Origin of the sequence: Fodinibius sp. SL11 (assembly GCF_052060035.1) — a bacterium.
Taxonomy (GTDB): domain Bacteria; phylum Bacteroidota; class Rhodothermia; order Balneolales; family Balneolaceae; genus Fodinibius.
This window is the reverse complement of the sequence record NZ_JBPOEA010000002.1, coordinates 401,914-423,082: the sequence shown is the minus strand read 5'-3', so window position 1 is coordinate 423,082 and position 21,169 is coordinate 401,914. Positions and strand designations below refer to the sequence as shown.

General features: G+C 42.5%; 11 protein-coding genes. 2 read left to right on the top strand and 9 right to left on the bottom strand.

From position 1 onward, the window contains the following. Positions 1-3 precede the first annotated feature (3 nt). The gene (locus ACQ76V_RS04995; RefSeq protein ID WP_440999376.1) at positions 4-1,515 is read right to left on the bottom strand and encodes a GAF domain-containing protein; all 1,512 of its coding nucleotides are present in this window, start codon (positions 1,513-1,515) and stop codon (positions 4-6) included. A gap of 5 nt (positions 1,516-1,520) precedes the next feature. Continuing rightward, positions 1,521-3,317 carry a M3 family oligoendopeptidase gene (locus ACQ76V_RS04990; protein ID WP_440999375.1) on the bottom strand — a complete coding sequence of 599 codons (1,797 nt, stop codon included), beginning with the start codon at positions 3,315-3,317 and terminating at the stop codon, positions 1,521-1,523. Positions 3,318-3,535: 218 nt separating this feature from the next. Here ACQ76V_RS04990 and ACQ76V_RS04985 point away from each other — a divergent pair, with 218 nt between their 5' ends. Further along, positions 3,536-7,186, top strand: a complete 3,651-nt coding sequence (locus ACQ76V_RS04985; protein ID WP_440999374.1) for a multifunctional oxoglutarate decarboxylase/oxoglutarate dehydrogenase thiamine pyrophosphate-binding subunit/dihydrolipoyllysine-residue succinyltransferase subunit — start codon at positions 3,536-3,538, stop codon at positions 7,184-7,186. A 196-nt stretch (positions 7,187-7,382) separates the two neighbouring features. On the opposite strand, the gene ACQ76V_RS04980 is transcribed toward ACQ76V_RS04985, so the two are convergent. The 7 genes from ACQ76V_RS04980 to ACQ76V_RS04950 form a co-directional block, all read right to left on the bottom strand. Further along, the gene (locus tag ACQ76V_RS04980) at positions 7,383-8,825 is read right to left on the bottom strand and encodes a sugar porter family MFS transporter (RefSeq protein ID WP_440999373.1); all 1,443 of its coding nucleotides are present in this window, start codon (positions 8,823-8,825) and stop codon (positions 7,383-7,385) included. Positions 8,826-8,862: 37 nt separating this feature from the next. Next, entirely contained in the window at positions 8,863-9,669 is an 807-nt protein-coding gene (locus ACQ76V_RS04975) for a glycoside hydrolase family 16 protein (protein ID WP_440999372.1), read from the bottom strand. 344 nt (positions 9,670-10,013) lie between these two features. Continuing rightward, positions 10,014-11,498, bottom strand: a complete 1,485-nt coding sequence (locus ACQ76V_RS04970; RefSeq protein WP_440999371.1) for a PKD domain-containing protein — start codon at positions 11,496-11,498, stop codon at positions 10,014-10,016. A 118-nt stretch (positions 11,499-11,616) separates the two neighbouring features. Further along, positions 11,617-13,137, bottom strand: coding sequence for a RagB/SusD family nutrient uptake outer membrane protein (locus tag ACQ76V_RS04965; protein WP_440999370.1), 1,521 nt, complete (start codon positions 13,135-13,137; stop codon positions 11,617-11,619). Positions 13,138-13,173: 36 nt separating this feature from the next. Continuing rightward, entirely contained in the window at positions 13,174-16,569 is a 3,396-nt protein-coding gene (locus ACQ76V_RS04960; protein WP_440999369.1) for a SusC/RagA family TonB-linked outer membrane protein, read from the bottom strand. 31 nt (positions 16,570-16,600) lie between these two features. After that, the gene (locus ACQ76V_RS04955; protein WP_440999368.1) at positions 16,601-17,680 is read right to left on the bottom strand and encodes a FecR family protein; all 1,080 of its coding nucleotides are present in this window, start codon (positions 17,678-17,680) and stop codon (positions 16,601-16,603) included. Positions 17,681-17,847: 167 nt separating this feature from the next. After that, positions 17,848-18,414 (bottom strand): RNA polymerase sigma factor, encoded by a 567-nt coding sequence (locus ACQ76V_RS04950; protein WP_440999367.1) that lies wholly within the window; start codon positions 18,412-18,414, stop codon positions 17,848-17,850. Between the two features lie 452 nt (positions 18,415-18,866). Here ACQ76V_RS04950 and ACQ76V_RS04945 point away from each other — a divergent pair, with 452 nt between their 5' ends. Then, on the top strand, positions 18,867-21,167 hold the full coding sequence (locus tag ACQ76V_RS04945; RefSeq protein ID WP_440999366.1) for a glycoside hydrolase family 3 N-terminal domain-containing protein: 2,301 nt from the start codon (positions 18,867-18,869) through the stop codon (positions 21,165-21,167). Positions 21,168-21,169 lie beyond the last annotated feature (2 nt).

Genomic DNA, 21,169 nt, shown 5'->3' with positions numbered 1-21,169 from the left:
CCGTTATACTGCTTCGTTTTTATTGGAATTCAATGCTTGTGACAAGGCAGATTTGGCATTTTTCAATACCTGGTAGCTGTCAGAGTAGTCACTATCCAGGCGTACAAATCCTACTTTTATACCTGTTTCAATATGGATGCCATTAGAAAGCTCAAACGAACCATTAAACTTCTTTTTTACAGAGCTACTCCAATTTTTAATAGCGTCCTCATCTTTACTTTGTATTAAAAAAGAGTATACATAGTCAGAATTATATCCCAAAATACCGTTATACCCGAATTGACTGGGATTAAATGAAGTAATCAAATCTTTCTGCATCTGATCCAGCTGATCCATCCGCAACTTAGTCCGCAACTCAGGCAGATTGGAAAGTGTTACCAACCCAAACCAACTTTTCTGCATATCTGAATCAGGATTCATACGCAGTAATTCTGAATTAATGGTCCGTTCCCACAGCTCCGGCAAATACGCTTCATACTGATTGGCAAAAACGGAGTTGTCAACATCGAGATTGGGATTATTCGAGAGCATCTGTAATCCCGCTATACGTACTAAATTCACCAGTTTATGCTTGGTAGATTCTTTAAATAAGAGTGGGTTTTTATCGTACACCAACACGACCCCCTGCCGCCGCCCTTTCATCATCAGTGGAATAGCAAGCGTTGCGCCCTCAGAATTCAGCTCCCTTGGCGAAAGGCGCTTAGGATTATTATTAAAATGAATAGCGAACTCAGATTGGCCCTGTTCCACAGCTTCATAAGCCATTGACCGCTCTTCCATTTTCATGCCAATCGGCGGTGCATATTTAGCTTCATCCGCATTAAGCACATTATACCAATCGTCCATACCACGGGTGATAAATGATACCCCACCATCATACAAAAACGACTGGATCGTATTCAATAGCTTCTTTATTAACTCGCTACGGTGACATCGAACCTCTAAATCTGAAATACAATCCTCGTAATTGATCCACTCATCCTGCTGCTCGTAAAGATCACTAATCTCCAAATAAGTATTTAACACATTACGAAGCGCATTGATATAGGAATAAATAACGTCGCTTTTGTTTTCGGTAAAGATATGATCTCTTGATTCTAACACTGTTATCGCCACCGTTTCACCATTATTCACAAATGGCAGTAAGGTAATATACTTGACGGGTACTTCATTGTAGTAATGACTTACCGAAGAGGCAGGAATATCTTCACCGATTTCAATAGCAACCGGTTCATCCAGATCTTTGAACTCATCGAGAAAATGATTTTCAAAACTGATCCGATCTTTGAACATCACATTGTCGAACACCGTCGATTTCGTTTCCATAACAAACTGCTCGCGCGAACGGTTGACCCAGTACATATACACCGTTTCCATCTCAGAAGCACTTTGTAACATAAAGATCAGATCATTCAGCACCTGCTTAAATTCACGCAGAGCCTTTTCCTGACGTTTCTGTCCCATTAATTCGGCATTCGATCGCTCCTTTTCCCGTGCCGTTGCGTAATTATCCATCCCGGTTAATTTATTTTTTTAGCCAATTCTTCTGCCTGTTCAATCATCACCTCAATAGCCGCAAGACCATTATCCCAAAAGTCCGGCTGCGTTATATCTAATCCCAGCTTGCCAACTATATGTTCCGGCCAGTCCGATCCCCCGGCACGCAACATCTCAATATACTTATCGGAGAATCCATTTTGAGAGCGGGTGTACTGTTGGTAAAGCGCCAGCACCAGTAATTCTCCAAAAGCATATGCATACACATAGCCCGGTGTATGTAAAAAATGTGGAATATAGCTCCACCAGATCTCATATTCCTCTGTAAGTGTTACCGAATCACCATAGATCGCTTCCTGTGTCTCACGCCATAATTTAGAAAAATCCTCGGTCGTAAGCTCCCCTTTCTCACGCCGGTGGGTGTGCATCGCATCTTCAAACCGATTCATCGAAACCTGGCGAAAGACCGTTGCAATGGTATCATCAATTTTACCAATCAGCAGTGCCAGCTTTTCTTTGGGATCGTCGAGCTTGCCCATCAGTTTTTGAAAAACCAGCATTTCGCCAAATACTGAAGCGGTCTCGGCAGTCGTAAGGGGCGTATCTGCCTGCAGAGCCCCCTGCTCTCTGGATAAATACTGATGAACCCCATGTCCCAATTCGTGAGCCAATGTTTGTACGTCGCGAACCTTACCGTCAAAATTCATAAATACATAGGGATGCACCGACGGAACAGTACTGGCCGAATAAGCCCCCCCTCGTTTCCCGGGTTTCATTGCGGCATCAATCCAGTTATTATCAAAAAATTTACTGGTGATTGTGCCCATCTCTGGATGAAAATCAGTGTAGGAATCCATAACCATTTCCCGTGCTTCACTCCAGCTGATCTTTTTTTCACTTTTTAGCAATGGCGCATAACGGTCATAGTCATACAGCTCATCATATCCCAGTAAATTTCGTTTTAACTTATAAAACCGATGCACAAGACTGTACTTATTGGTTACCGCATTAATTAAAGTATCAACGGTTTCGTCATCAATCTCATTAGCCAAATTGCGCGATGAAATCCAGCTGTCATATCCACGCAGTTTGTCATCAGTATGCTTGTCAGCCAGCAATGTGTTAAAGATGAACGTGAGCGTACGACTGTGATCTTCAAATGTATCCGTTAGTGAAGCATGCGCACGTTTTCGCAGATCTCGATCCGGTTCATGGAGCTTACTTAATACCTCCTGCTGTGTCAGATCTTCCCCATCCAGTTCAAAACGGGCCGCACCCATGGTTTCATCAAAGTAGCGATTCCAGGCACTGCGACCGGTAACTTTCTTTGCGGATAACACCTGCTCCTCTTTCTCGCTCAGCACGTGTTCCTTGTACCGTCGAGAGGTCTCCAAATAATGCTGATAGTGAGCCAAAGTATCACTGTCAATCAACCTTTGTGCTTTCTCATCGTCCATATCCAGCCATTCCACATCAAAGAATACCAGCATCTGGTGGATTTCTGATGAAAGCTCGTTGGCCTCCTGCATCAACTTCCCGTATTTGGGATCATTCGTGTTGGTGGACCAGATCAGGTGGGCATACGAACCGATCTTGCCAACGGTCTCAATTAGCTTCTCATAATCTCCAAGAGCCTGCTTCATTTGCTCTTCATCCAGCTCGGCAACATTTCCCTTGTATGTTGATGCAAATTCTTTGGCCTGCTCAACAACCTTTTCTTTATCATTTTCAAGAGCGGGATCATCAATAGATTTATAGAGGTCAGAAAGATCCCATTGCACTTCTTCTGCCCCTGTTTTTTCTTTTACTTTATCGTTCATAAATTTGCTGAAACCTACTTTATAAAATCATTGTTACGGTATCAAAATTAGCAAAATAGAAGCAAAAATTATCTCTGCTCAAGAATCGTAATTTAACATAACAATGATTAACTTTACGCTTGATTGTTTATGGTTGAAAGAAACCAAAAATAACAGTCAATATTAACTCTTGCAGACGTTTATTTACTAATAATCTAAACCCACTCAAAAGACCTATTTTGAAGTCGCTTGAAGCTGTTTTCGGACCTAATTCCGCACTTGTTGAAGAACTGTTTAACCAATATAAAGAAGACCCCTCTTCTGTTCCCAATCACTGGCGCCAATATTTTGATGAGATTGAAGGCGTTGAACGGCCAGAAGATCTAAAACCAGAGGCAGAGAAAACCGGTAACGGGTCATCCACTGCCCAAAGTGCTCCATCGAAGCCCCAGAAACAGAAAAAAGCCCCTCAGCCCAAAGACGATACCGATGCTGATATCCCCTCTGGAGCTACACTTGAAAAAATAAAAGGCGTATCCAGCAAGATCGTCCAAAATATGGATGAAAGTCTGGAGGTTCCTACAGCTACTTCTGTACGCTCACTGCCAATGAAGATGCTCATTGAGGATCGTGCTATTATCAACCGGCATCTGAAACAACGCAACGAACCTAAATCTTCATTCACGCATTACATAGCGTGGGCGATTATCAAAGCCCTGGAAGAGTATCCCAACATGAACAACTCATTCATGTATAAGGATGGAGAGCCTTACAAGGTTATTCCGGAGCAAGTGAATCTGGGTCTGGCTATTGATGTACAGAATAAGGATGGGTCTCGCAACCTGCTTGTTCCCAACATCAAAGGCGTAGATAAAATGAACTTTAAGGAGTTCCTCTATGCCTATGCTGATCTTATTGACAAGGCCCGCAATGGCAATCTCGAAATTTCTGATTTCCAGGGGACGACCCTTACGTTGACGAATCCCGGCATGATTGGGACGGTGCAGTCGGTACCACGACTAATGAAAACCCAGGGAGCCATTATTGCAACAGGCGCCATCGATTATCCGGCCGAGTATCAATCAATGTCGCAAGAGGTGCTCAACAAGCTGGGCATCAGCAAAGTCATGAATATGACTTCGACCTATGATCACCGTGTAATACAGGGGGCTGAGTCGGGCGCATTTTTGAAGAAAGTACACAGCCTGCTGAACGGTGAAGTGAACTTCTACAACGAAATTTTTGAAGATCTTGAGATTCCTTACGATCCCCTGCCCTATGGCGCTGACAACTATGTAGGTCAGCTTGATGGCAGCGGTGCTACACTGGAGCAAAACAAGCGCGCCATTAATGTAATGAGACTCATCAACATGTACCGCACGCGCGGGCACGTGCTTGCTGACCTCGATCCATTGAGTGACGAACCGGGACAAAGCCCAGAACTCGATCTTAGCTACTATGATCTCACGCTCTGGGATCTGGATCGTGAGTTTTATTGCGGCGGCCTCGGCGGGAATGAAAAAGCAACGCTCCGCGAGATTATTACGCTGCTGCGAGAAACCTATTGCGGCAAGATGGGAGCCGAATTTATGCACTTGCTGGATCTGGATGAGCGGAAATGGTTACGCGAGCGCATGGAATCCACAACCAATACCCCTGATCTAACCAAAGATCAGAAGAAAAAGATTTTACATAAGCTCAATCAGGCAATGGCCTTTGAGCAGTTCTTGCATAAAAAATACATTGGTCACAAACGTTTTTCACTTGAAGGAGCTGATACGCTGATCCCGATGATGCATCACATGCTGGAACAAGCGGGGCAAGATCAGGTTGAGAAAATATTTATGGGCATGGCTCACCGGGGACGTTTAAATATCCTCGTTAATATTATGAATAAGCCTTATCGCAAAGTGTTTGCTGATTTTGAGGGTAATCTCGATCCTGGGAGCATCCAAGGCTCCGGTGATGTGAAATATCACCTCGGATCCAAAGGTACGTATGAAACCACATCAGGCGAAGAGGTGGAAATTGAATTAATGCCGAATCCAAGTCACCTCGAATCGGTGAACCCGGTTGTTGAGGGAGCTACACGTGCTACTCAGGATCATGATGGCAAAAATGCCGAAAAGAAAAATGTGCCCGTCCTTATCCACGGTGATGCAGCATTTTCAGGTCAGGGTGTGGTTGCAGAGACGTTAAATATGTCGCAACTGGATGCGTACAAAACGGGCGGTACGATCCACCTGATCATTAATAACCAAATAGGATTTACAACTCTGCCCGAAGATGGACGGTCGACCGAATATGCTTCTGATCTGGCAAAAGCTATTTTAGCACCCATTTTCCATGTTAACGGAGATAATCCAGAAGAAGCCGTACATGCCATGCAGATGGCCTTCGAATATCGGCAAAAGTTTGGCAAAGATGTGGTTATTGATCTGATTGGCTTCCGTAAGCACGGTCACAACGAGGGCGATGAACCGGCCTTTACCCAACCCGGTATGTATAAAGAAATCGAGAACCATCCTACAGTCCGTGATATTTATACAGAAACCCTGTTGGGACGCGGTGAATTTACTGAAGAAGAGATGCAGGAAATTTTTGATGAATTTGATGAGCTTCTTCGTGAGGCTTTTGAAGATGCAAAAAATGCTTCTCCTCTCGAAGTCACAGAAGATATGATTGACCGTCATGAAATGACACAGGATGATTGGGCAGAATTCCCCGATACCACTTATCCTGAGGAAGAACTCAAAGATATCGCCGTTAAGCTAAATACCGTTCCCAAAGATTTTGATGCGAATCCCAAGTTATTACGACAACTGGCTAAACGCGCCGAAACTGTTGAAAAGAATGAGAAAAAAATCGACTGGGGCTTTGCCGAAGCACTTGCTTTCGGATCGCTCCTCAAAGATGGTACCACTGTTCGCCTAACGGGACAGGATGCCGAACGAGGTACTTTCTCACATCGCCATGCAATCCTGCATGGAACCGAAACGGATCAACAGTTTATTCCGCTCAATAATATTGACGAAGATCAGGCTCCATTTTATCCCTATAACAGTCTGTTAAGTGAATTTGCTGCTGTTGGATTTGAATTTGGATACAGTGCGGCCAAGTTGGATGCATTGGTCATTTGGGAAGCTCAGTTTGGCGATTTTGCCAACGGTGCCCAAGTGATGATGGATCAATATATTTCTGCAAGTGAAGCCAAATGGGGACAAAAATCATCTCTGGTAATGACACTGCCCCATGGTTACGAAGGACAGGGCCCCGAGCACTCTTCTGCAAGACTGGAGCGGTACCTTCAACTTTGTGCCGAAGATAACATGCAGGTCGTAAATCTGACAACGCCTGCTCAGTACTTCCATATACTGCGCAAGCAAGCTAAACAGGATAATAAAAAACCATTGATCATTATGTCGCCAAAAAGCTTATTGCGCCACCCCATGGCGACTTCTAAAACAGATGACTTAGCTGAAGGTCAATATCAGCCGTTTATTCCTGATCAGAAAGTTGAAGACAAAAGCAATATTGATCGACTGGTCATTTGTTCCGGTAAGGTCTATTATGATCTCTACAAGCAGCAACAGGATGAAGAAATTGATAACGTGGCTATTGTTCGATTAGAGCAATTTTACCCGTTTCCTGATAACGACATTAGCAATATTCTGGATGAATACAGTCATGTGGATGATATTGTCTGGTGTCAGGAAGAACCTCAAAATATGGGCGCCTGGACGTTTGTCTCAACACGTATTATGCAGCAGTTAAAAGATGGACAGAATCTGCGCTTTGTGGGGCGTCAGGCTTCGGCTTCACCAGCCGCCGGACAGAAGAAGGTTCACAAGGCTGAGCAGGAGAAACTGGTGAATGAGGCGTTAAACTAAGCTTAAATTGTATCTAAAATTTCAGGCATCGTAGCTTAGCTGCGATGCCTTTTTATTTTCAGTTGGATTCATGCTATAGTTAGGCTAAGGAGAGTACCTATCTCACTTAAAAAGAGTAGGATTAGCCCAAGGTATAATTAGATTACAACATTAATTATTTGATTGGGGTAAATCTAAATATTGCAAGTTCCAAGGCTTAATTTGCAATATTCAGTTCCGTTGACTTTTCGTTTTCTGCCTCAGCTCTTGAAATTTCTTCCAAGCTCAACCCTTTCGTTTCCCTTACAAACACTTTAACGAAAAAGAACGCAACCACTCCAAAGAAAGCATATATACCATACGAAATACCAAGTCCCAGATTTGCAAGTAGCACCGGAAAGCTAATAGTAATAATAAAATTAGCGCCCCACTGAGCCATTCCGCACACTGCCAGTGCAGCACCGCGGTAGTGGTTGGGGAACATCTCTCCAAGCATGACCCACATCACCGGCCCCCACGAAAAAGCAAAAAATGCGATATAGGCATTTGCAGCAACCAGCGCAATTGTTCCCTGGGTGGGATTTAAACTTAAGCCATCAGGTCCAGCGCTTGGTGCACTGCCGAAAATATAAGCCATTACTCCCAACATCACTGCCTGACCTAATGATCCCACGAGTAACAGCGGCTTTCTTCCCACTTTATCAATCAACATAATGGCCACAAAAGTGAAGAAAATATTTACACTTCCGCTTATCACGTTTTGGAGCAAGGCATCTCCTTCCGTAAATCCAGCCGATTTCCAAAGGGTTGCACCGTAATAAAAAATGACATTAATACCGGTAAACTGCTGCAATATTGCCAAACCTAACCCAACCCATACCAGTGGGTGTACTTTTCCGGTATAACTGCTGATAATATTTTTAAGTTTGGGCTTCATGCCTCCTTGAAGCGTCGACTTAATATCAGCCACTTTTTCTTTCACATTGATAGAGGGTAATATCTTTTTAAGCACTTCACCCGCATCCTCAACTTTGCCGGCTGCAACCAAATATCGAGGAGACTCCGGAATTGCTAATAGTGATAAAAAGAAAATAGATGCGGGTACTATTTCAGCCCAAAACATCCACTGCCAGGTTTGAAATCTACCCCATAATATTTCCGAGGCTCCGCCCGATAATCCGGCAAGCCAATAATTGCTCATAAACGCCATAAACAGGCCAACCACAATCATTAGCTGCTGCAATGTAGCCAACCTCCCACGTATTTTCGATGGGGCTATTTCACTTATGTAGGCTGGAGCAAGAATGCTGGCCGCTCCCATAGCCATCCCACCGATAATACGATAAATCACAAATTCTAATGATCCCGAAGAAATGCCTGACCCCCAGGCACTAAATATAAATGCCAGTGCCGTAGCAATCATAATTGGTTTTCGGCCAAACTTATCCGCAAGCGTTCCCGCAAAGAATGCTCCCACCATGCTACCCAACAATACAGACGCAACATTGAAACCCGTACCGGCAGAATCGGAATCAAAAGCCAACTGTAGCGCATCAACCGTACCATTGATAACCCCACTATCAAAACCAAATAAAAAGCCACCCAATGCCGCTGCTGACGATAATAGAATTACGCGGCTTACATTATAACTTTTGCCCATCTGGATTCTATTTTACTTTATTGATATTTTAAAGCTATCATTTTTGATATACGTGTACGTAGTCTACTTCCATCGTTTGGGGAAATTGGGTCGTCTCATCTGGATTTCCGGGCCAGTCTCCCCCCACGGCAACATTCAACAGAATAAAAAACGGTGCATCAAATTCACTCATAGAAGAGGATTGGGTACTTAATGAGTAATACTGCTCACCGTCAAAGAACCATTTAATCTGCTGATCATCCCATTCGATAGCGTATACATGAAAATCTTGAGACAGCTTTTCTGAATGCTCTAATGATCCTCCTTGATAAGTATGCCCATTATCATCCCAGTGTGCCGTTCCATGTAAGATACTGTCATTTTCACCGCCACCGATCATCTCAAGGATATCAATTTCACCTGTAGCAGGCCACGTTGTGCCTTCAAAAATATTTTTACCCAACATCCAGAATGCAGGCCATATACCTTGCCCTTCCGGCAATTTAATGCGTGCTTCCACACGACCATATTGCCAATAGTGATCATTTTCATACGTAATCATTCGAGCGGACGTATAGTTTGCACCCTCATAATTCTCTTTTCGTGCAGTAATTGTTAAAACGCCGTCACCGACACGGGCATTCTCTAATCTGTCGGTATAATACTGCAATTCATTGTTGCCCCAGCCGGTATCTCCTATTTCAAAATTCCATTTACTGGCATCAGGGGCTCCCTGATAATTGAACTCCTCGCTCCATACAAGCTCATACTCATTATTATCGGTAGTATCTGTAGGCACTTCATCCGTTCCAGATGTTGTGATACCCTTATCATCTCCACAGGCAACTATTGTTAGCACAGACATAATACAGACAATACTAAAGAGAATTTTCTTTCTTAAATCCGAAAACATAATATAAATGGTCTATGTTGAAATCTGTTATTCACATATGTTAAAATCTTTCAAAAAATTACCGTCCAGCTTATTCCCAACCTTATTTTCTGTTCAAACTGCTATTTAATAATTAAGGACTGTATTTCTTTAAAACTTATAAGACCAAAAAAAGCTGAAATATATAAATATGATTAAGGACTAGTTTGGTCATTTTAACAGAAAATTATTACAGCATTTTATATACAAAGTTAATCTCTATTAAAAATGGAAGGAAGCTTGAGCTTCCTTCCATGAATATTAACAAAAAGGACAGCTTAATTGGCCGATGTTAATTCAAAATCATCAATAAAGAATATTCCTTGCCTTCCGTGGCCTTCGCCACCAATCTGAATGATGATACGATCGAAATCTTCACGATCACTAACTCCGCTGAAATCAAACTCTAAGTCTACCCACGTACCAGTCTCCGATACCTGCTTTATCACGGTTTCTTGCGTTTGCCATGAATTACCACCAAGTCCTGTTTCGCCGTTAACATTATGCAGTTTTACCTCAACTTGCTTCAAGAGGTTTCCTGGTGCCCATGGTTCTGCATTGGGATCTACCGTATCATAATCATTATAGGATGGCAAATAAGCTCTCAGCCGAATTATGCTTCGCTCATTTAGGTTCAGTTCGTAACCAAGATCAACGTATACATTTTCAAACTTCCCTTCTCCTTTGGCATACTTTGCTACTTTGTTAGTTGTGTCAGCAACCAACGGCGCAGGATCATCATAGCTTTCATTGAAATTCGTAATCTGATCAGTTGCCCAACTTATATTTCCTTCTTCATCAAAATTATCCACCAACTCCTCCGAGTCGTATGGAAGTATTTCCGGTGGGTGTTCATATCCTTTAGGAATCAGTCTTTGATACCAAGCGTCAGAACCGTCATCATCCAAACTACGTATGTACAGTTCATTTTCACTCAAAGCCAAGATTTCGTAGGTTCTGCTACCACTATAATAGCCAATATGGCCACCTCCTGTAGTCTCCAGAATCTTTTTACCTTCCTCTTCCTTTAATACAAAATTAAAGTTTGAACCACCTTCAAAGGGAGCAATGTAGTCATTTCCCCCTTCTTCCTGTACAGCTCCATCAAACTCATCAGGATATCCTGCATTTACATAAATATCACCATTTGTTTGTTGCTCATAGGAAAAACCATCCAACTTGAAGGTATATTCATCATCATATAATCCCTTGCCAACTTTTTCATTAGGAGCTGCTACATACCAGTCAGGAGAGTAGGTTCCCCCATCATCAGCATTGGGTCCGGGTCCTACACCCAGGTGGCCAAGTTGAGTACTATCAATGACCCACGTCTTGCCATCTGGATTATCTGCACCACCCGTTAACATATTTAGATCTGGATCATCCAACATAAGCTCGTTCGTTTCCTCAATGGTAACCGTTTTTGAGTTTTTGGCATGTCCTGATTTGGTAAAAATGGTAAGTGTCACGGTATAATCACCTTTCAAAGGAAATTCACCAACAACCTCATCTCCTTCTGCTGTTGCACCATTTCCAAAATCCCAAAGAGCCTTAAAACCATCAGACGTATTGGTAAAGTGAATAATATTGGGGTTTTCAGCATCGGGTTCTGATGTAAAAGTAACATCCTCTGAAGTTGGTGCGGAGCCCAGCTCTCCGCCTGTCGTATTATCCGTACATGACGACATAAAAAGACCAACTAGGAGTACTAAAAATACCGAAAATTGATATGTCGGATTTTTTGAATTTTTGAACTTATACATAATGAAATACCTTTCAGATTTATATTTATATACCGATAGTTTTGCATACTGAAGTACTTTTATCCTTCTCCAAAACAGTATGCAGTACTACCAGCATAATCAGTTTAGTACTACTCTATTATTCATAACCATCGTTTTGTTCAAGAACTGAATTATTGAGTGACTCCAACGGAATAGGAAGTACTTCGTGAACACCTTCTACGAATCCTTCATCAGCTAATACATCTGCGGCCCGGCCGGTACGCACGAGATTAAACCAACGATGCCCTTCGGTAGCCAGCTCTAACTGCATTTCGCGGTAAATATTATCAAGCGTGGCAGCAACAGGTCCTAAGCCTACTCGGTCACGAACTTCCGTGAGCAACGCTTCTGCTCGTCCATCACCAGCACCATTCAACCGTACAAGAGCTTCAGCCTCCAGCAGGTAGGTATCCGCAAGACGTACTTCTATATAGTTGTTGGGATAATTGAGTTCAATAGTCCCGCTTGTAGCAGTATATTCTTGGAGCGGGGCATACTTCTCAACAAAGTATCCTGTACCTTCGTAACCTTCTTCATAACTTGCTGTTCCGTCGTCTGCCATACTTCCAATATCAGCAATAGTATAGTCAAAGCGTGGGTCTCCTTGAAGGGCATCCACTAATACAGAAGTAATAGGGTTAAAACCATAACCACTATTATACTTGGGACCGCTATAACCACGGGGCCCAACCATTTGTACATACACATTACCATGAATATTTCCGCTGCCAAACATACCCCAGTCAGCTTGTTGTTGCGAGGTGTGCGTAATTTCAAAAATGGACTCCGAATGAAATTTATTATCCGGACTGAATATGTCAGGGTAATTGTCGACTAAGTCGTAAGCCGTAGACGTATTCACTTGGTTCAGCAGATCTGCAGCTCGCTGCATCTTAACTTGATCTTGACCGTCCCCAATTTCATACATCAACGATTTCGCCAAAAATGCTCGTGCCGCTCCTTTGGTAGCACGTCCGGCTTCGTTTGATGGGAGCGGGGCCGTCGGCAAGTCACCAATCGCAGCAGTAAAATCGTCATCAATCTGAGCATATACATCTTCAGGCGGTGCCTGCTCTTGTTGATAAATCTCACTAGTCTCGATCGGTTCTGTAATCAATGGAACATTGCGGAACAGCCGAACTAACCAGAAATAATAGTACCCGCGCAAAAATCGGGCTTCTGCAACATATCGCGCTTTCGTTGCCTCATCCAATCCTTCAACACCGTCTATTCTTTGCAGCAATAAATTTGCACGGTTGATACCAGCATAGCTTCGGCTCCAATAGCCTGCTTGTGGTCCCACGGCACTACTCAAATCATAAGAGTTCCATGCCTGCCAGCCTGGTACGTCATTCGGTCCACCACCACCGGCATTCATTTCATCCGTAGCACTGTTAAGCGGTCCCAGAATATTTATAAAGGTACCATCCGGCCCGCCCGTTTGCCATCCCAAAGGATTATATGCAGCTACCAACGCTGCATATGCTTGGTCAGGAGTCTGATAATAATTCGACTCTAACTGTTGTCCTTTAGGCTCCACGTCCAAAACGTTATCACAGGAGGTAAAGGAAATGATTACAGCCAAACACATAAGATATGTTAGAAAACTTTTCATCATTATCACCAATTATTATATCGTTAAAATTTGTCTGATTTAAAATTTGATATTTACGCCAATCTGGAAAGATTGAGCTTGCGGATAAATGCCACGGTCGATACCAAAGCTGGCTCCACCAACCTCAGGATCGAAACCGGAATATCCAGTAATCGTTGCCAGGTTCTCGGCACGAACGTAAACACGTGCTTGTTGAATGCCGATATCATTTGAGAGTTCAGCTGGTAAAGTGTAACCAAGCTGCAACGTTTTGATCCTGAAATAACTTCCATCAGACAAATAAAAGTCAGATGGATTTGTAAAGTTATTATTGGGATCATCATCTGAAAGACGCGGATACGAATTTGAAGTACCCGGTCCTGTCCAACGATTCAAGGCCCTTGTTGTATAGTTGGCGGAAGCAATATCGAGACGGCGTAGTCCTTGGAAAATTTCATTTCCGTATACTCCTTGTCCAAACATTTTGAAATCAAACTGCTTCCAGTTTGCAGAAAGGTTGATACCAAATGTCCATGGCGCTGTAGGATTCCCGATAAAAGTACGATCCTCACTGGTAATTCGGCCGTCACCATTTAAATCCTTCCAGCGAAAATCACCCGGTTGGGCATTTGGCTGGATGAGACCTCCATCAGAGTTCGTGTAGCTATTTACTTCGTCCTGCGTTTGAAAAATACCCTGCGTCTCAAAACCGTAAAACGATCCAATTGGCTGACCAACGGTAGTTCGGGTTAGCTCGTAGGCACTTGCCTGAAGGGGAATCGATCCGACTAAGAAATCATTTTCACCAATATCAGTCACCTCGTTCTTATTGTATGAACCATTTGCCGTGACATTGAAACCGTAGTCTTCAAACTGCTTGTTGTAGCCCAACTCAAGTTCAACACCATCGTTGGTCATACTTGCAATATTCCCATATGGATTGCCACTGGCTCCCACATATGATGGAATTTCAGTCTGGAGCAACATTCCATCAGTTTCTTTGTGGTAATAATCGAAAGTCAAAGAGAAATCATTCAGAAAAGTGGCGTCAAAACCAGCATTAATCTGGCTGGTTTCTTCCCATTCCAGACTGGGATTAGCCGGAGCATTCGGACTTGCACCTGTGTAAATGCTGTTTCCAAACACATAGTTACGTCCTCCCGAAACCGTTGACTGATACTGAAAATCACCCAACGAGCGATCATTACCGTTGACTCCGTAAGATCCGCGAATTTTTAAATAATCTACGAAACTATCCGGGAAAAATTGTTCAGAGGTTGGCACCCAACCCACAGAAACGGCAGGGAACGTTCCGTATTGATTTTCACTTCCAAACCGGGAAGAGCCGTCAATCCGGAGCACGACTGTTAGCAGATATCGACTATCATAATCGTAATTGACTCGTCCGAAGTACGAATTTAGAGCATATGGTTGTGCCTCTCCTCCATAAGCGATACGATCTTCGTTAGGCACTGAAAAGTTCATTGAGGCATTATCAAAATTCTGTGCCGGTATGCCCTGATATGTTCCTCCAACAATTGTAGCGTTTGTTTCGCGCGTGCTGGTTCCTACCAAGAAGTCAAAATTATGATAATCAAAGCTGGTGTTATAGTTAATGGTATTTTCCCAACTCCAAATCAAGTTACGACTATTCTCCCGCGCAAAACTGTTGGTACCCGTATTCTGATCAACCGAACTCAGATAATAGATAGGAGTAAATGTCTCATAGCCATAAAATGCAGGTTTAACCCCAATATCAGTCTTGACCAATAGGTTTTCAATAGGCTCGATTTCGAGACTGAGATTACCAACAATATTATGGGAAAACCCATAATTACCACGACGAGTCTCCATATAGGCCAGAGGATTCGACATTTCTTGCCCTACATACCGAGAGATTCCATACGGATATCCTTGCTCATTCCTTATTACAGGATTATTGCTGTAGGGAGGACTATTAATCGCAGATTCATTAGTTATAAGTACAGGTGTAATGGGATCAAGATTAAGTGCAGAACTAAGTGGACCACCATACTCACTGTTGGTATCTAAACTTCCCCGGTTCTTCTCATAGGTATAGCTGAAGTTTTCACTAAAGGTTAACCATTCGGTAACATCAATGGTAGAATTTAATCGGAATGATACCTTTTTATTATGGGAAATTGGTGATGCTACAATACCCTGCTCATCATAATATCCAACCGAGGCATAGTACGAGGAAGTTTCATTACCTCCGCTAAAGCTGAGGTTTTGATTCATCACCGCTGCAGAATTATTAAAAATCGTTTCCTGCCAGTCAGTACCTTCACCAAAGGACGTAGGATCAGAAAAAATAATCCCGTTACCGGCCGCTACGGAAGACTCATTGCGTAATGTTGCATATTCTCTGGCATTCAATAAGTCTAATTTTTTTTCAGGTCCTTGAATCCCGTAATAACTACTGTAGCTGGCTTCAAAATCACTGCGCGAACCACCTTTCGTAGTCACAAGAACAACACCACTGGCAGCCCTTGTACCGTATATTGCTGCCGAAGCTGCATCCTTTAATACCTGAATAGATTCAATATCACCTGGATTTAAATACCCAATACCACCATTTTCAATAGGTACACCATCTACAATATAGAGGGGGTCACTATTATTAATAGAGGTCGTCCCACGAATTCGCACTGATGATGAAGAACCAGGAGCACCGGAACTTGAGGTTACACGAACTCCCGAAAGACGACCCTGCAGAGCATCATCTAAGCGCTGCACCGGGGCTTCATCCAGGTCATCTGAACTCACAGATGAGATGGATCCACTCACATTTCTTCTCTGCTGAGTACCATACCCAACAACTACAATCTCTTCACCAGCCTCAAATACCTGGGGCTCAAGCGCAATATTTATTTCTTCTCGTCCATCAATGGGTACTTCCTGGGTTTGGTAGCCAATAAAAGAAAAGAGCAACGTATCTTGAGGTTCTACAGACCTAAGTGTATAACGTCCTTCTGTATCAGTAGAAGTACCGCGAGTAGTACCTTTCACAAGTATGTTTACTCCCGGAAGGGTTTCATTCGTTTCTTGGTCGGTCACTACCCCGGTTACAGTGTCAGCTGCTACATCCAACTCAGTTTCGGGTATGCGGGATATTACAAACGTACGATTATCTATATAGTTGGATACTAAATTATGGGGTTCTAATATTTTTTCAATCTTTTCTCTAAGTGTCCCCTCCAACTTTTGCAAGGAACTAAATTTCCCGTTTACCAGCTTTGACTCGTACAGAAAAACTACATTGTAACCGGTTTCAATTTTCTGTAGACGGTCTTCTAAACTTACCTTTTTTTCCACTTCCTGAGAGGATCCAAAATGTTCGTTAAAAACATATTGTTCCGATTGTTCTGCCCATAATGAGCTTACGCCAAAAAAGAAAATGAGCAAAACCAATAAGGAGTATCTTTTAGTTTTCATATCACTTAGGTTTTTATCTTTGTGTCATTATTTAAGACTCAGTAATTGCTGAATCATTTTTTTCTTCGATATAAACTGTCTGTTTGCGCTTTTCGATATTAACATCAAGCGTCTTTGCAATCCCTTCTAAAATGAAGCTCAAATCCAGGTTTTTGAACCTTCCGGTAAGCTTTTTTTCCAATAATGCCTTGTCAGCAACCACAACATCTACATCATATGTAAATTCAATGCGTTTTATCAGATCTGACAATGGGGTATTATCCAATACCAAGCTATCGCTGGCCCAAGAGGTATAAACTTCGGGGTTTACCTGTTGCACCTTTATTTCATCCAAGCCGGAAGAAAACAAGGCCATCTGGTTCGGTTCCATATTGTATTGAAGATCCTTCATTTTTACAGAATCCTGAACATGAACGCGAACCCTTCCCTCTTTAAGTACTACCCTGCTTTGTTGCTCTGTGGTATTCACTGCAAACTTTGTCCCCAATACAGAAACATCTCCATCAGGGGTATGTACAATAAACGTCCTGGATTCGTTATCAGGTTTTCGGGTTATGCTAAATAATGCTTCCCCCTCTAACCAAACACGCATGGTATCCACGGCCAATGTTTTTTCGGGCAGACGCATTTGCGAGTTTGCATTTAAGACAATCCGGGAACCGTCAGAATACTGAACGGTCGTTTTTTCTCCGGACACGGTCTCCATAACTCGGTAATTTATCGAGGCAGCCCGGCTACTTTTTGTTCCGTCGTTCTGTTGCAATAGCGAATGCCGGGCCAAAAATCCAATGAGAAGCAAAATACCTGCCGCTGAGGCCAGCGTAGCCCAAACCAGTCTCTTTAACCGCTTCTTCTTCCGTTGAGACGAACTGTATCGATGTTCCGAGTCGATACGGTTCATCAAACGATTTAATTCCAATTTAGAATTCGGTTCGGGGACGGTTTGCACTCCCGCATCGCATAACTTTCGAGCCTTCTCCACAAGATGAGCATTCTCTGTATCTTCTTGCATCCACGAAGACCACTGTTCCTTTTCTTCCTCCGATGCATTTCCTTTCAGGAAACGGATGAAAGAGTCATCCTTTAATAATTCGGAGAGTTTATCAGGCATCGATTTACTTGCTTTTTGCATTAGATTATCCTCGATTTCTATTATTAAAGAGAGCTCCCAACTCTGTTTCTACTCAATTTTTTTCTTTTTTTCTATGATGAGGAAGTAATATCTGCCTAAACTATTGCAAGACAGTTATTTATAGAATATTAAAAAACTCCTATTTCTTATCTGTCAAGGTAAGATTCCAATTTATTTATTGCATCATAAGCCAAATTGTAGATGCTTTGTGCGCGGATATTCAAGATCCCGGTAAGTTCTACGGTCGAGAGTCCTTCATAATATTTTAAGTAAATCACTTCTCGCTGGCGGGGTGACAGTTTTTCTATTGCACTCTTCAGTTCTCTGTTCTCCTCTTCATCCAACTCCAGAATTTCTTTCCACTCCTGATATTTCAAAAGTGGATCGAACTCTTCCGATACGTATTTATGATCGATCTCTTCTCTTCGTTTACGAGCTTCTTTTTTATTCAATAATTCACGACGCAACGATACAAAAAGGTAGGCACGTACAGAGGTTGGCTGCTTAAGGTTTTTTCGATATTTCCATAATTGAAAAAATACTTCCTGAATAGCATCACGAACATATTCGGGACGAGAAACAATGCGATAACCGTAGTTGTAGAGCGAGTCGAAAGTCTTCGTGAAAAGTTTTCCTAACGCTTTTTTATCGTTATTACACAACTTTTCCCAAAGATACTTTAGCTCATCATAATGTTGCTGGTTGGATCCCATTAGTATCCCGGAATCATTATTTAATTAAATATATGGCCGATATTTTTTATTGAAGGCTAAAATATCAACCTATTTTGATATGATTACTTCATCAAGTACAAGTGGGTTTTACTTTCCTCAAAAGGATAAAAAAGTTCTTTGATACTTACTCCTCATACGCCTCCAAAAAAAACAATTATTAGTTGGAAAAGATACTAATAACTTATTAGAGCAAAACGATTATGCAAATAAAAAGTAACCATTCTTGATACTTGCTAAATCTTATATTAGCTTCAAGGCGTTCCGTCGTTCTGAAATTTAAACAACTTCTGAATTACATATACGGGTAATTATGTTCCAACCTAATATGTATTGGAAGCAATATTATCAAATATTAATTTCAGAACCTCACGTTTATGTATTTCCAATCCACTTTACCCGCTAAGAAAACCTGTCGGTCAAAGGCTTTCCTTTTGAGTTCATTATTCAGTCTTTTACTGATTCTTGGTATTAACCACTCCGCATCAGCACAAACATATCTTGACGCTTCTGCTTCTATTGACAAACGTATTGATGATCTAATTGGTCGGATGACTCTGGAAGAAAAGGTGGGGCAGATGACCCAGCTTAACATTACGCTAATTAACCAAAAAGGTGAACAAAGAGATGTCAACTTAGACCCGGAAAAAGCGCGAAATTTATTACAAAATCATCATATTGGTTCTTTCCTGAATGGAGAAGCCGTACCTCCCAATCAATGGGTAAATTATGTGAAAGAACTTCAGCGTATCGCCGTTGAAGAAACACGATTGGGAATTCCGGTTATCTATGGCATTGATCATATACACGGTGCAAGTTATGTAGAAGGGAGCACCATTTTTCCGCATAACATCAACATTGGGGCCACCTTTAATCCCGAAAATTCGTACCAAAATGGTCGTATTACGGCTCTTGAATCTGCTCCATTGGGACATACCTGGAATTTCGCACCTGTACTTGATCTTGGTCAAAACCCCTATTGGGCTCGGCAATATGAAACCTTTGGTGAAGACCCCCATTTGGCATCAGAGCTGGGACGCGCATATGTAGAAGGATACCAAGACGATCATCAAATAATCCCTTATAAGCTTGCCGCAACCGCTAAACATTTCTTGGGATATTCGGTACCCCGATCAGGTTGGGACCGTACCCCAGTAGATCTTTCGATGCAGACTATCCACGAATTCCATCGCCCGCCCTTTCAAGCGGCCTTCGATGCGGGAATTAAAACAGTGATGGTGAATAGCGCCGAAATAAATGGCATACCGGTCCATAGCTCTAAACAACTTTTGACCGACCTGCTTAGAGATGAAATGGGATTTGAGGGAGTCATTGTAACCGACTGGGCCGATATCGGCAAACTCGTTGACTATCATAAAACTGCACGGAATTATGATGAAGCCACTTATCAAGCTGTGACTGCAGGGGTTGATATGAGCATGACTCCGGAGTCATTGGAATTTAATGAAAGCCTGTTAACGTTGGTTGAAGAGGGACGTATCAGTGAGGAACGCATTAATGAATCCGTACGCCGTATTCTCAAACTCAAGTTTGAGTTGGGACTATTTGAACATCCCTATCCGACCGGCAAAGGATTGGATAACATTGGAAGTGACTCTCACAAGAAAAAAGCACTTCAGGCCGCCCGGGAATCAATGGTATTGCTAAAAAATGAAAACAATACTTTGCCTTTATCAAAAGATTTAGATCAAATTCTGGTTGTAGGTCCTTCGGCCAATGATAAAAGCAACCTTTCCGGGGGATGGACTTTAGCATGGCAGGGTGCCGAGGAAGATCGCTATCCCGAATCCATGAAAACGATAAGCGAGGCTATTGCGGACAAATTTTCTAATAGCAAGATCGTAAGTTTAGATTCAATAGGAACTCCAGGTTCTAAGCAGAGAAGCCGTTTTGATAAAGCACTTGCATCATCTGATGCCGTAGTAATTGCCGCAGGAGAAGAACCTTACACTGAGTTCGTTGGCAATATAACCAATCTTAAACTTCCTGAAGATCAATTAGATTTAATTCGAGCTGTAAATCAGTCTGGCAAACCTACTGCCCTGGTGTTGATTGAGGGACGTCCCCGTGTAATTACAGATATCGTGGACGGTACTGAGGCTATTATGTGGGCCGGATTACCTGGATTTGAAGGTGCTGAAGCCATTGCGGATGTCTTAAGCGGTGATTACAATCCCAGTGGAAAACTCCCCTTCTCTTACCCACAATTTGTAGGTCATTTTGCCCCATATAACCATAAATCAAGTGCGGTCTATTATTTTGATGCCGACATTGCCAATAACATCGAACAAGCAGACAAGACAACGGCTCTATGGAATTTCGGTCATGGCCTCAGCTACACTAACTTTTCTTATAATAACCTTGCCCTAAGTGATACTACTGTCACTGGTGATCAACAGATAACTGCTACAGCAACCGTAACCAATTCCGGAGATCGTGTTGGCACCGAAACTGTGCTCTGGTATGCAACAGATGAAGTAGGTCGTATCACGAGACCTGTCAAAGAATTAATCCACTTCGAACGCCTACAGCTGAACCCCGGAGAACAACAAAAAGTAACGTTCAAGATCAATCCCAAGGAACATTTGGGATATCCGGACTTTAGTGGCCAGAACACTCTGGAAGAAGGATACTTTACTATCCACGTGGGCTCACAAAATGCCCGCTTTTACCTACAAAGTGATTCGTCAAATATCAATTTAAAGTCCAAATAATT

Bases quoted from the DNA above. Each gene is read 5' to 3' on its own strand.
- ACQ76V_RS04950 (WP_440999367.1), bottom strand. From the start codon at position 18,414: ATGGGATCCAACCAGCAACATTATGATGAGCTAAAGTATCTTTGGGAA.
- ACQ76V_RS04965 (WP_440999370.1), bottom strand. From the start codon at position 13,137: ATGATGAAAAGTTTTCTAACATATCTTATGTGTTTGGCTGTAATCATT.
- ACQ76V_RS04990 (WP_440999375.1), bottom strand. From the start codon at position 3,317: ATGAACGATAAAGTAAAAGAAAAAACAGGGGCAGAAGAAGTGCAATGG.
- ACQ76V_RS04970 (WP_440999371.1), bottom strand. From the start codon at position 11,498: ATGTATAAGTTCAAAAATTCAAAAAATCCGACATATCAATTTTCGGTA.
- ACQ76V_RS04960 (WP_440999369.1), bottom strand. From the start codon at position 16,569: ATGAAAACTAAAAGATACTCCTTATTGGTTTTGCTCATTTTCTTTTTT.
- ACQ76V_RS04975 (WP_440999372.1), bottom strand. From the start codon at position 9,669: ATGTCTGTGCTAACAATAGTTGCCTGTGGAGATGATAAGGGTATCACA.
- ACQ76V_RS04955 (WP_440999368.1), bottom strand. From the start codon at position 17,680: ATGCCTGATAAACTCTCCGAATTATTAAAGGATGACTCTTTCATCCGT.
- ACQ76V_RS04995 (WP_440999376.1), bottom strand. From the start codon at position 1,515: ATGGATAATTACGCAACGGCACGGGAAAAGGAGCGATCGAATGCCGAA.
- ACQ76V_RS04980 (WP_440999373.1), bottom strand. From the start codon at position 8,825: ATGGGCAAAAGTTATAATGTAAGCCGCGTAATTCTATTATCGTCAGCA.